Below are 11,908 nucleotides of genomic sequence, written 5' to 3' on the forward strand. Positions count from 1 at the left end.
CCGCCTCCCAATACGGATTGTTGCGATCCCACCTTGGCACGTCGATGCCGTCGGGGGGCGGTTACAGCATCAGAGCCTGCTGGACCTGAAAGACGACCACCCGACCGTCACCACATTTGCCAAACTCAAGAAGGCCGAGCAGGCCGAACGGTTGGAAAAGCTGTTTTCTGACCCCGCGTTCCGTGAGGCCCATGGCGTTACCGACAAACAGGCCGAACGCATTGCAAAGTGGTTCCCCGAGGAAGTGAAATGATCGAGGCCGGGGCGCGACAGCGCCCTCGCCCTTCCCCTGTCAGCGCAGGAGTGAGAACAATGCCCGATTTTACTGCGTTCCGTCACCCCGTCCTTGCCGTCCCCTGCCCCGTCTGTCGCGCCCCGGTCGGCATCTGGTGCGGAAATTCCATCGGCCTGCCCTCGGCCGAGCTGCACACCGCGCGCAGCATCGAGGCCGAACGCGCTTTCATCGACCAGCATGGCCCGGACGCCGCAATCATCCGCGTGGCAACCGGCTGGCAGATCGACCGGCGCGGCCTGATCCGCGATTGAAAGTTTTTCTGTCCGTCTCAGCGACAACTGGCCGCCCGTCCGGGCGGCCCTCTTTTTTACCTCTGTCCGGTGGGTTGGTCCGGTCCCGACCCTGATCCCAGGGCCGCGACCAGACCCGGCGCTAAGGCCGCGCCGGGCCGCCGCTGCGCGGCTGTCACCGTGGCGTCATCACTCGCGTCCGGCTGTTAACCCGTCTGGCGCACGCCAGCCGGGGCCGGACCTATCCACCACCACACGGATCTTGTCATTCTACCACACCGGTCAAGGACGGCGGCCGCGCAAGCGCGCCCTTGCAAGCGGCCCGTGCCGGGCCGTCCCTGACTCGGCGTGTCCGATGCCGGCGACCGTGCGGGGCGGCTAAAGCCTCGCATTTCCCGGTCAGAACGCTTACATTCCTGAAAGGAGATCATTCATGGCAAACGCGCTACACATCGACACCCTGAAATTCGCCCGCAAACTCACAGATGCTGGCATGGATCAGAAGGCCGCCGAAGCCATTGCCGAAGGGCTGGCCGAGGCGGATACCTCGACCCTGGCCACCAAACAGGACCTGGCCGAGTTCAAGGCCGAACTGTTTCGCCATCTCTGGATCATGGCCGCTGGCATCGTTGGCCTGACTGTCACGCTTATAAAAGTGCTGCCGGGTTGAACGGCTAAGTGGCCCCTTCGGGGGCCACTTTCATATCTCGCCCTGTTTTGTCCCTCGCAGCCGCGCGCAATGCCGGACGCTGGCAGGCGCTACGCGCCAACCAGCGGCACGCCGGCTAGGCGCGCCATGCCCCGATCCCCGACCACAATCCATTCAGGTGCGTGTGAACCGGCGTGCAAAATTGACCCCGTAACGGGGTAATCGGCTTCCAAAAATGACCCCCTTACGCTGATGGTCATGATGCCTCCGAGGCTACCCGTGCTGACCAAGCGGGGTCATTATTGGGCGCCGAAAGGGGGTCAAAGTTGCGTGCCGATTGACAACACGCCCTAGGTGTTTGATCCCACGGTTTGATGGTGCGATCCTTTCTTTGGAATGGAAGGATGCCCTATGGGACAAGTTCGTCACGGAAGCGCCACGACCACGCACGCTGTCCGAGCAGCAATACAGCGATCGCAGGCTTCGCTCGCGCAGCTGAGCCGGGAGTTGGGCATCAACCCCAAGACCGTTGCGAAGTGGCGCAAGCGCGCGACGGTCGAAGACTTGAAGACCGGGCCGACAGAGCCTCGTTCGACGGTTCTGTCAGAGGCCGAAGAGGCGGCGATCGTGGCGTTCAGACGGCATACACTTCTGCCCTTGGACGATTGCCTTTACGCCCTGCAGCCTTCGATACCCCACCTGACGCGATCTGCGCTGCATCGGTGCCTGCAACGGCATGGCATCTCGCGCTTGCCTGATATGGAAGGTGACAAGCCGAAGCGGTCGAAGTTCAAACGCTACCCGATCGGCTTCTTTCACATCGACATCGCCGAGGTGCAAACAGCTGAAGGCAAACTATATTTGTTCGTCGGCATCGACCGGACGAGCAAGTTCGCCGTGACCCAACTCGTCGACAAGGCCGACAAGAAGACAGCCTGGGAGTTCCTTCAGCATATGCTCGAAGCCGTGCCCTACTCGGTCCATACCATTCTCACGGACAACGGGATCCAGTTCGCAGAGCAGCCGCGAAACAGGAACACGATCACCTCCCGGCCGATGCGCTTCGACATGATCTGCGAGGCCAATGGTATCGAGCACCGTCTGACAAAGCCCAACCACCCTTGGACCAACGGCCAGGTCGAACGGATGAACAGGACAATCAAGGATGCCACCGTCAAACGCTTCCATTACGAAACCCACGACCAGCTGCGAACGCACCTCGCAGACTTCATGGCAGCCTACAACTTCGCTCGAAGGCTCAAGACCCTCGGCGGTCTCACGCCCTACGAATACATCTGCAAGATCTGGACATCAGAGCCAGACAGATTCATCCTGAACCCGATCCACCAAATGCCGGGACTGAACACCTAGGCCAAACTGACGCGCCCCGCCGAAAGGTCACACCGGCACCTTTAGCGAGAGCCAAGCAATCCTGTTCCTTCATGGCTAACGCCTGCCCCAGAGCATTCAGCTCGTTGCTCGCCACATCCGGTACCGCCCCTGCCCAGTCACCTCGCGGATCAGGCCGTGCGTTTCCATCCAGGCGAGGTTGCGCTGAACGGCGGTGCGGCTGGCGCCAGTTATGGTCTCCGCCATCGGAGCGGACACGAGCGGCCATTCCGTCAGCACAGTGCGTAAAGCCGGGGGCGTCCTGCCAGAGAGCGGGATCATCATGGTTTCCGCCCGCGTTGACCATGCCTCGATATCGTCGAGATGCCGCATCGCGTTCAGGCATGCGGTTTCCATTCCGTCAAGCCATCGCGCCAGACGGTCAGCGGGTGAGCCTGCAGCGCGCAGTCCCCCTGCCCCTCCCATTGCCAGAGGTGCAAAGACTGCTCCCTTGCCCTCGCTGGCCGCGATCCGCGCGGCCGTGACTGCCGCTTCCATTCGATCGCCCTGCTGCCCAAGGCCCGCGAGGCTCCAGAGGTGATAACCAACACAAGCACGGGTTATTGGGTGAAGATCAGCGGCTTGCGCCACTACGTCCGTCCAGCCTCCCGCGCGGTCCGCGAATGGCTCTGCCTCATCGGCCATGTTTTCGGGATCTCGACGGTCTAGGAACGCAGAAAGGTCTGTCTCGGGGCCGGGACCGCCTGTCAGACGTCTCACGGCCCATCCGACACGCGCGAGCGCAGCGGTGTCCTCCTGAACGCCTGAGAGGCGCATAGAGATCCAGAGCGCCAGCCGATCCGGGCCGATGCGGTCACCGGCGAACCAGCTGAGGTCGGCAGCCTCGATCAGGGCAAGCCTGTGCCGCCATCCTTCCGGGCCGCGCCTCAGCCGGTCGTCCAGCGCGCCGACGCGACCGGCCACTCGAGCAAGACGCGCGGCATGACCCCCCTCTGCTTTCCGCCAATCATCGAGGACCTCAGCTCCACGCGGTTCTGCCCGTGGTCCGGGCGGCAGATTTTCCGGCTCCTCTTCCATTGGACCAGGCAAGAACCAAAGATCGTCCTCGGACGACTGTTCCACCTCCTCGACGTCTAGAAAGAGAGCATCAGATTCATCATGGAAAGAGGGTACTTGATACTTCATGTGTGCAAAATATCGGCAATTTGCACTTTACCCAAGGGTTTTGTAGGAGTGCGGTCACGCTCCATATATAGCACGCGCGGGAGATGGTCAGCGAGGGCTCTCTGATCGCGGTCATTGTATGGAAACCAAGGGCTTTCCGGTAAGCAGCGCCAGACAGTGTGCCCTTGCGTTCGTTTACAAACGATCGTTTATTGGCAGCATATGAAACTGCAAACGGCCTGTTTTGATGCCCCTGATCGGCTATGCGCGCGTCTCAACCGAGGATCAGACCCCCCTGCCCCAGTCGCAGGCCCTGAAATCCGCAGGCTGCGTCGAGATCCACGAGGAGCAGGCCTCGGGCGGAAACCGCGCGCGGCCCGTGCTGGCGCGGGTGCTGGAGCGGATCGGCAAGGGTGACACGCTGGTTGTGGTGCGCATCGACCGTCTGGCGCGCTCGCTTTCGCATTTGCTGGAAGTGATCGAGCGTCTGGAGGCGAAAGGCGCCTTCTTCCGCTCGCTCATGGACCCGATCGACACATCATCCCCGCAGGGCAAGTTCACCCTCCAGGTCCTGGGCGCCGCGGCCGAGTTCGAGCGGGCCCTGATCCGCGAACGGACCAAGGCCGGGCTGGCCAGCGCACGAACCAAAGGCCGGGTTGGTGGCAATCCGGGCCTGCGCGCGCGGGATCCTGCGGCACTGCGAAAGGTGCGGCTGGCGCGGCAGGATGGCTACATGGAACGCCTGAACGAGACGGCGCAGGACTGGGTTCCCCATGTCCGCCGCCTGCGCCCCGACTTGGCTTGGGAAGACGTAGTCCGCGTCGTCAACGGCCCCCTGCCCCGCGAGCGTCAGTGGACGCAAAATCGGCTTCTGCGCGCGGTCAACGCCTATGTCCGCGACGGCTTTCTGCCCGAGACGGTGCTCGCCCGAGCCGGCCGCCGCGAAACCGACGACCGCCTGCCCGCCATCGTTGCCGCTATCAAGGGCGCGGCCCCCGACATCACGCTTCAGGCGATCTGCACTCGGCTGGAAGCCATGCGCGAGCGAACACCCCGTGGGCGGACAAGCTGGCAGCCGTCATCCGTGAAGATGCTGCTGGAGCGGGCGGAGAGGTTGGGTCTGCTTGAGTAGCCTAACAACCTTGCGAATCCTCCATGACATGGAAGGATTACAAGGCTGTGGTCAGCTCTACGCTCAGTAGCTGTCCGGTCATGTAAAGGGGTTGATGATGCGAAGTTGGCCTTCCACCAGCAGGCCATCTTGCATGTCCTCGCTCCACAGCGTGGTGCAGCCTGCAACCAAAGCGCTGGCCACGATCATGGCGTCGTAGATCGAGAAGCCGTAGCGTTCCGCCAAGGCGCGGCCGACGTCGTGGGTCTGAAGGGTCAGGTCTTCGACGGGACACAAGGCGCGCACGCCCTCAAGAAACGCCCCTGCTTCCTCCCAACTCAGGCCAGCCTTGCGGCGACAGTTGACCAGCGTCTCGTTCAGGACTTGAACGCTGATCCGGGGCCCCTGCCCCAGGATGACCTCGGCGCGATCGGCCTTCGGGCCATCGTCGAGCAGGTAAAGAACGACATTCGTGTCCGCGAACTCAGCGCTCATGCGCAGCGTCGCGGCTCAGGCGCTCTGCAGCGGGCAGCTTGCCCCGGAACCGGCGCAGACCCGTCAGCACCTCATCCGCGCGCGCCAGACGACGGACTCTGACCTTGCCGTCGTCCTTGACCAGGTCGATCTGATCGCCTTCCTTGAGGCCAAGATCCCGAACAAGCTCGACGGGCAGGCGGACGGCAAGCGAGTTGCCCCATTTCGCGACCTGCATTTTGGCCTCCTGCGTGGATATACGATCAGTAATGTATATCACACTAGCTACATGGGCAAGCCTGTCCGCGAGCTTGGGCTACTCTTGTGCGTCACGCAGTGGCTGACACCAGATTTAGAAAGTGCTTGCGCGAATCTGATCGGTCAGACAATAGTCTCGAAAAATAACGCGCGGTCACATAAAAATCGCGCCCACGGATCGAGCGGGGCATGACCGAGATAGACAAAGACCTGGACGTCGCCATTGGCCACTACGCCGAACTCTTGGCTTCGAACCTGCATGCACAACGCGCAGCGCACTTTCCACCCGACGCGAAAAAGGTGATGCGCAGCTTGACGAGCGGTGAGGCGGCCGAGCTGCTCGGTGTCGATCACACCTACCTTCGCAAACTTCATCGGGAAGGCAAGATCACGGACGTCGAGACGACGGCCGGTAGCCATCGCCGCTACACCCTCGACGATGTCTGGGAGATCAGACAAAGCCTTGAGGCCAACGCCAAGAAGCCGGGAACGTACGTGCCGGGCCGTCGTAAGGGCGACGAGCTGCAAGTCATTTCCGTTGTGAATTTCAAGGGTGGAAGCGGCAAGACCACCACATCAGCGCACCTTGCGCAGAGACTCGCGTTCAAGGGTTATCGTGTGCTGGCCATTGATCTGGATCCGCAGGCGTCGTTGTCCGCCTTGCACGGGATTCAGCCTGAACTGGACCTCATGGAAGGCGGGACGCTGTACGACGCAGTCCGTTATGACGACCCTGTCCCGGTTTCCGAGGTCATCAGGAAGACCTACATCCGTGGCCTGGATCTCATTCCGGGCAATCTCGAGCTCATGGAGTTCGAGCACGAAACCCCGGCCGCGATCCAGCGTGGCGGCGCCCGCGCTTTCTTCGCGAGAGTCCGAGACGCCCTCGACAGCGTCGAAAGTGACTACGATGTCGTCGTGATCGACTGCCCTCCGCAACTGGGCTTCCTGACCATGTCTGCCCTTTCCGCGTCCTCGGGCGTCCTGGTGACGGTCCACCCGCAGATGCTTGACCTCATGTCCATGTCGCAGTTCCTGCGGATGACGGCCGACCTGTTGGGCGTGATCCGCGATGCAGGCGCCAACCTGCGGTTCGATTGGCTCCGGTTCCTGCCGACCCGCTACAAGGTGGGCGACGCCCCACAGACCGAGGTGATCGCCTTCATCCGCGGGCTCTTCGGGCGTTCGGTGCTGACGAACCACATGGTTGAGTCGACGGCGATCTCGGATGCCGGGCTGACCAAGCAGACCTTGTATGAGGCGGATAAGAAGGACTTCACGCGCCAGACCTTCGACCGCGCCATCGAGTCCATGAATGCCGTCAATGACGAGATCGCCGCGATCATCCAGAGCACGTGGGGACGCAATGGCAAGAAAGCCTAAATTGGGACTGCCCTTGCAGACCTTGCGCAATGCCCCCGACGCTCTTGAGGGGCGCAGGCTGCGGGGCGGCGTATTCGAGATCGAGCCTGACCATGTCGAGACCGTGGGCAGGCTGGATGACCGTCTTCAAATCGAGATTGCGGGGCTGAAGGCATCGATCTCCAGAAGTGGCCAACGGGTGCCGATCCTCGTGCGACCTCTCGAAGGGGATCGCTACAGCCTGATCTACGGGCGGCGTCGGCTTGAAGCCTGCCGGGATCTCGGGATCAAGGTCCGTGCGATCGTCACCGAAATGGACGGGGATCAGGCGCTTCGGGATCAGCTGCTCGAGAACCAAGAACGCCGCGACCTGAGCTTCATCGAACGTGCCTTGGTGGCGGCAGCCTTGCTCAATGGCGATCACCTGGGAGAGGCGGAACGCACCAACAAGGGCGTGGCAGAGGTTCTAGGTCTTACCGAAGCTGGTGTGTCGCAGCTGTTAAGCGTCGTCCGCGCGGTTGGCGAGAGCCTCGTCCTAGCGATAGGTGCTGCGCCAGGTATCGGCCGGCCTCGTTGGGAGGAACTCAAGAAGTCATTGGGCGATGCATCTGTGGACCGCGAGAACCTCGCTGCAGTAGCGGCAGAGACCAGGTCCTCTCACTCCGGTGGACCTGACGAAAAGTCGGACGCCGCGTTCCTGGCCGTCCTCGCCGCAGTGGTGCAGGCAGAGCGGCCGACCCGCCCATCAAGCCCCCGAGGGGCACCTAGTGTGGCCATTCCGGGTGTCGGGGCTGCAACCATCGCGACAGGGCGCCGCGGCCGACAGTTCAAGCTCGAGCTGAAGGCCGAGGACAGAGATTTTGTCAGCTGGCTTGAGGGCAAGGCCCCGCAGCTGATCGCCGAGCTTCACGAGCGCTGGAAGCGCAAGGAAGACTGAGGAAGAGCAACAACCAAAAAGGAGGCACGAGACAGGCAGAAAAGAAAAAGGCCCCGAGAAGCAAGCTTCACGAGACCTTTCTTAGGTTTCGCACGGGACCAGCCCGCTACAAAACTCAGTTTTCGCACCTCTGAATGTAGCGATCTGGCCCCTTTCCCGCAAGCGCAAAGCGATTCGCGGGCCAGGGAAATTTTGCCTTCGTGAATGACATCATGGAGTACACACCGATTTCGCCGTTTATGCGGCCGATCTCGCACGCCCATCTGCGCGTGGTCGAGCGGCCTGAGGCGTCCGTTCCGGGCAAGCCCGTCAACAAGTGGGAGCTCCTTCGCGAGCTTTCGAAGGCACAGGCCGCCTTCGGGATTTCCGAGCGCGATCTGACGGTTCTCCAGGGGCTTCTCAGCTTCTTTCCCGATGATGCGCTTGGCGGGAACGCCGAGATGGTCGTCTTCCCGTCCAACAAGGCGATCTGTGAGCGGCTGAATGGCATGCCCTGCTCCACGATGCGCCGTCACCTGGCCCGCCTGGTCGAGGCAGGTTTGCTGATGCGCCGCGATAGCCCCAACGGGAAGAGGTATGTCCGCAAGCATGGCGAAGAGCGCGTGGCGTTCGGCTTCGATCTCTCGCCACTCTACTGCCGGTCCGAAGAGGTGGCACGAGCCGCAGAGGCCGTGCGTGAGGCCGAGGACCGTGTGCGGCGACTGCGGGAGGTTGTGAGCCTCATGCGGCGCGATCTCGCTGCTCTTGCGGAGTTTGGAGAGGATATCCAGCCAGGCCTTGGCCTCTGGGATCAGCTACGCGACAAGGCGGCCCTCACTGCCCGCGCCCTCCGCCGCAAGCTCGAGATTGAGGACCTTTCGGCATACCGAGCAGACCTCGAAGCCCTTCTCGACCATGCTCGCAACGTCATTGACGGTCCTGAAACAGAAGAAATGAACACCAATGGTGCCAATACTGAGCGTCACCATCATAATTCAAATAAAGAATCTATAGATCTTGAACCTGCCTTAGAGAAAGGCGGGGCGGCGGCCGACGCGCCAGATGTTGAAACGGATGCGCCTGATGCTGACGTGGAAGAAGCGGACACAAGACGCGTGCCAAAGATCCCGCTCCATCTCGTGATCGCTGGCTGCTCGTCGCTCAAAACCTTCTACCAGGGCGAAGTCAGGCACTGGCACCAACTTTTTGACGCCGCTTGCCATGTGCGGCCGGCCATGGGGATCAGTGCGTCCGCTTGGGAAGAAGCGCAACGGTTCATGGGCCCCGAGCAGGCATCGATCGTTGTCGTCGCCATGCTGGAACGCTTTGCGGACATCCGATCGCCCGGTGGCTACCTCCGTGCGCTGACATCCAAGGCAGCGGCGGGCGAGTTCTCCTGCGGGCCGATGGTCATGGCGCTGATGTCCCGGCGAAATGCTGCATAACAGCTGTTAAGTCTCTTGGAGCGATCATCAAATTCGGCGCGACTTTGCAGCTGTTAAGTCACGCAGCGATGCGTCGGTAGCCGAAGAGAGGGAAAGGTTGGGGGTTTGAGGGGTGACGGGAGGTGAGATCGGGAGAGTGGCTTCCGGCGCCCGTCGTGGAGAAGATCTGACACTCTCTCCCGTGCTCGGCGCACCACTTCAGAATGGCATTCGAGGTCAGCTCTGTTCCGTTGTCGGATACGATCATACCGGGTCGACCACGCCGTTCGATCAGCGCGGTCAACTCCCGTGCCACCCTTCGGCCTGAAATCGACGTGTCGGGGATTCCATCGACAGGTCCAGTCCGGCATAGTGTTTCATGGCTGCTTCCTTCCTTCAGCTTTCGACAGCCAGAAGTGTGAGCCATCTTTCGGCTCCGAGGGAAGCGGCCACAAATTACTAGCGCTCAACCTACCTGCGGCGGCAGTCACGTTTTTTGCAAATGCACCTGAGTCAGCCGTACGTTTTCCTCGGCCGCCTGGGCGGCCGCCTCGCCGTCGCCACGTGCGATGGCCTCCGCTATCGCTCGGTGCAGCGGTAGGCCCTCACGGAAGGCACCTGGGGCCGACGTGGTTACCGCGATCTGCTGGCGCATAATATGGCCGATCATGTTGCCGACATTGATCAGCATCCGGTTCCGCGAGGCACGGAAAATCGCCATGTGGAACTGGAAGTCGACCTTCTGGGCCCGCTCGTCCGAGGCACCATCCATGATTCGCTCACTCTCGTCCTGCAGCCGACCGCAGAGTGAACTAATTTCGCGGCGCTCCTCCTCAGTGGCGTTCAGCGCTGCGGCATGAGCAGCGGCGGGTTCGACGGTCATCCGGAACTCCAAGAACTCCCGCAGGTAGTCGGTCCGCGATCTGTGCTCCCAAAGCCAGTCTAGGACATCAGTGTCCATCAAGTTCCAGTTGATTTCAGGCTGGACGCGCATGCCGACCTTGGGCTGGGCCGAGACCAGCCCCTTGTCGCCGAGCACGCGCAGCACCTCCCGCAGAACGCCACGGCTTGCGCCAAGCTGCTCGCAGAGCTTCGCCTCGCGCGGAATCACCCCTTCCACGCCGAAGTGTCCCGAAACAATCTGCCGCCCCAGCTTGTCGAGCGTATAGGCAAAGACCGAGGGCCTACGAGTTGAATCTGCCATTGTAGTTCTCCGAATGCCTTGCAGCGATCATAGACAGGAAATCAAAGGTTGACAAATCATCTAATGATAAGACTATTGGCTTGAACCTATCATAGATAATGTCTTGGGCCCGTATGCTTGCCGTTCCCCAGCCCGTCCTCCCACCCCTTCCGCCGCTCGGGACGCAGCGACGCCTGTCCGTCGGCGTGATCGGCGCAGGCGTGGTTGGGTTGTCGTCGGCGCTGTGGCTGCAGCGGGCAGGACATCGAGTGACGCTGGTCGATCCGGCGGCGCCGACCTCAAACAGGGGCTACGCCCAAGCGGCTAGCTTCGGCAACGCCTGCACCATGGCGTTCGGAGCCTGCATTCCGGTTGCAACGCCAGGAGTGCTGCGCGCAGTTCCGCGAATGTTGCTGGACCGACAAGGACCGCTCACAATCTCTTGGCGCGACCTGCCCGGCCTCGTGCCCTGGCTCGCAAGCTTTCTGCGCTCGGCCCACCCCGAGGCAGTTAGTCGCATCGTTGGGATTTTGGGGGAACTGCTGCGGCTTGCCGAGGCGGGCCATGCGCCGCTGTTCGCCGCCGCAGGCGCCGACGACTTGCGGCGGATGACGGGCTGCCTCTACCTCTATCGCTCCGCCGCCAGCTTTAACGCAGCGCAAGCCGAAATCATGCTGCGCCACCGCGAGGGCGTGCAGATGCGCATCCTCGAGCGAGAGGAAATCCAAGCGCGTGAGCCGAACCTCGCCCCACTCTACCACAAGGGCCTGCTCTTCGAGGACGCGTACTTCATTGACGATCCATTGACCTATGCACGGCGGCTGCTTGCACGCTTTCTAACGGATGGTGGAACGCTGGTCGCCGCGGGCGTCCGGGGCATCGAGCGCGACACTGAAGGCTTAACTCTACGCTGCGGCGATCACAATCTGCGGGTCGAGCGAGCGGTGCTGGCAGCCGGCGCCTGGTCCGGGCGGATTGCCCGCAGCTTTGGCGACCGGGTCCGTCTCGACACAGAGCGCGGCTATCACGTGCTGTTCCCTGCAGACGGCCAACTGCTGACAGCGCCGACCTGCTATCCCGAGCACGGCTTCTACATGACACCACTCGCGGAGGGACTGCGCGCGGCGGGAACAGTAGAGCTTGGAGGACTCGGCAAGCCGCTGCGTCCAGCTCGGACCGCGGCTATTGAACGCGTGGCCCGGAAGCTTCTGCCTGGCCTCGGCAATACTGGGCGTACCTGGCTTGGGTTCCGCCCCTCAATGCCCGATTCACTGCCCGTCATTGGCCCGTCGCCCGTCGATCCACGCATCATCTATGCCTTTGGCCACGGTCACATTGGCCTGACCCTCGCGGGAATCACCGGGCGGTTAGCGGCGGACATTATTGACGAGCGGCGGCCGCTCGTAGACTTGCGCCGGTGTTGTCACGTTAAGTTTCTCTGGCCGGAAAGGCCAGGGGCTCGTAGATATTCAGGCGAAACAGGCCGCAATTT

Annotated in this window: 12 protein-coding genes and 2 pseudogenes; 9 read left to right on the forward strand and 5 right to left on the reverse strand. The window is 62.1% G+C overall.

Annotated features, from left to right (window positions below; translation table 11 throughout):
• The 4 genes and pseudogenes from Q1A36_RS20465 to Q1A36_RS20480 all read left to right on the forward strand — a co-directional run.
• Positions 1 to 253 (forward strand): annotated as a pseudogene (locus Q1A36_RS20465) (hypothetical protein); the annotation flags it as partial.
• 59 nt (positions 254 to 312) lie between these two features.
• On the forward strand, positions 313 to 546 hold the full coding sequence (locus Q1A36_RS20470; RefSeq protein ID WP_299847877.1) for a hypothetical protein: 234 nt from the start codon (positions 313 to 315) through the stop codon (positions 544 to 546).
• Positions 547 to 958: 412 nt separating this feature from the next.
• Positions 959 to 1,195, forward strand: a complete 237-nt coding sequence (locus Q1A36_RS20475; RefSeq protein ID WP_010400470.1) for a hypothetical protein — start codon at positions 959 to 961, stop codon at positions 1,193 to 1,195.
• A 390-nt stretch (positions 1,196 to 1,585) separates the two neighbouring features.
• The gene (locus tag Q1A36_RS20480; protein WP_299847879.1) at positions 1,586 to 2,545 is read left to right on the forward strand and encodes an IS481 family transposase; all 960 of its coding nucleotides are present in this window, start codon (positions 1,586 to 1,588) and stop codon (positions 2,543 to 2,545) included.
• 96 nt (positions 2,546 to 2,641) lie between these two features.
• Here Q1A36_RS20480 and Q1A36_RS20485 read toward each other — a convergent pair whose 3' ends face one another.
• On the reverse strand, positions 2,642 to 3,709 hold the full coding sequence (locus Q1A36_RS20485; protein WP_299847881.1) for a hypothetical protein: 1,068 nt from the start codon (positions 3,707 to 3,709) through the stop codon (positions 2,642 to 2,644).
• 226 nt (positions 3,710 to 3,935) lie between these two features.
• Between Q1A36_RS20485 and Q1A36_RS20490 the strand changes: the two genes are divergently transcribed.
• On the forward strand, positions 3,936 to 4,820 hold the full coding sequence (locus Q1A36_RS20490; protein ID WP_299847883.1) for a recombinase family protein: 885 nt from the start codon (positions 3,936 to 3,938) through the stop codon (positions 4,818 to 4,820).
• Between the two features lie 78 nt (positions 4,821 to 4,898).
• Here the strand turns inward: Q1A36_RS20490 and Q1A36_RS20495 are convergent, their stop codons facing one another.
• Together Q1A36_RS20495 and Q1A36_RS20500 are read right to left on the reverse strand one after the other, a co-directional pair.
• Positions 4,899 to 5,294: a PIN domain-containing protein gene (locus Q1A36_RS20495; RefSeq protein WP_024845492.1), complete on the reverse strand. Its 396-nt coding sequence runs from the start codon at positions 5,292 to 5,294 to the stop codon at positions 4,899 to 4,901.
• On the reverse strand, positions 5,284 to 5,511 hold the full coding sequence (locus Q1A36_RS20500; protein ID WP_024845491.1) for an AbrB/MazE/SpoVT family DNA-binding domain-containing protein: 228 nt from the start codon (positions 5,509 to 5,511) through the stop codon (positions 5,284 to 5,286). Before Q1A36_RS20500 ends, Q1A36_RS20495 begins: the two co-directional genes overlap by 11 nt.
• Before the next feature lie 209 nt (positions 5,512 to 5,720).
• Here Q1A36_RS20500 and repA point away from each other — a divergent pair, with 209 nt between their 5' ends.
• From repA to repC, 3 genes are all read left to right on the forward strand, one after another.
• The gene (repA, locus tag Q1A36_RS20505; protein WP_010400282.1) at positions 5,721 to 6,914 is read left to right on the forward strand and encodes a plasmid partitioning protein RepA; all 1,194 of its coding nucleotides are present in this window, start codon (positions 5,721 to 5,723) and stop codon (positions 6,912 to 6,914) included.
• On the forward strand, positions 6,898 to 7,830 hold the full coding sequence (repB, locus tag Q1A36_RS20510; RefSeq protein WP_024845490.1) for a plasmid partitioning protein RepB: 933 nt from the start codon (positions 6,898 to 6,900) through the stop codon (positions 7,828 to 7,830). Before repA ends, repB begins: the two co-directional genes overlap by 17 nt.
• 212 nt (positions 7,831 to 8,042) lie before the next feature.
• Complete coding sequence (gene repC, locus Q1A36_RS20515; protein ID WP_024845489.1) at positions 8,043 to 9,254, forward strand: plasmid replication protein RepC; 1,212 nt, start codon at positions 8,043 to 8,045, stop codon at positions 9,252 to 9,254.
• Between the two features lie 181 nt (positions 9,255 to 9,435).
• On the opposite strand, the pseudogene Q1A36_RS20520 reads toward repC, so the two are convergent.
• Positions 9,436 to 9,579 (reverse strand): annotated as a pseudogene (locus Q1A36_RS20520) (transposase family protein); the annotation flags it as partial.
• A 141-nt stretch (positions 9,580 to 9,720) separates the two neighbouring features.
• Positions 9,721 to 10,437: an FCD domain-containing protein gene (locus Q1A36_RS20525; RefSeq protein WP_024845488.1), complete on the reverse strand. Its 717-nt coding sequence runs from the start codon at positions 10,435 to 10,437 to the stop codon at positions 9,721 to 9,723.
• 113 nt (positions 10,438 to 10,550) lie between these two features.
• Here Q1A36_RS20525 and Q1A36_RS20530 point away from each other — a divergent pair.
• Positions 10,551 to 11,908: FAD-dependent oxidoreductase (locus Q1A36_RS20530; protein ID WP_299847896.1), on the forward strand; the 1,358-nt coding region annotated here is incomplete at its 3' end.

Origin of the sequence: uncultured Paracoccus sp., assembly GCF_947487305.1 — a bacterium.
GTDB lineage: Bacteria > Pseudomonadota > Alphaproteobacteria > Rhodobacterales > Rhodobacteraceae > Paracoccus.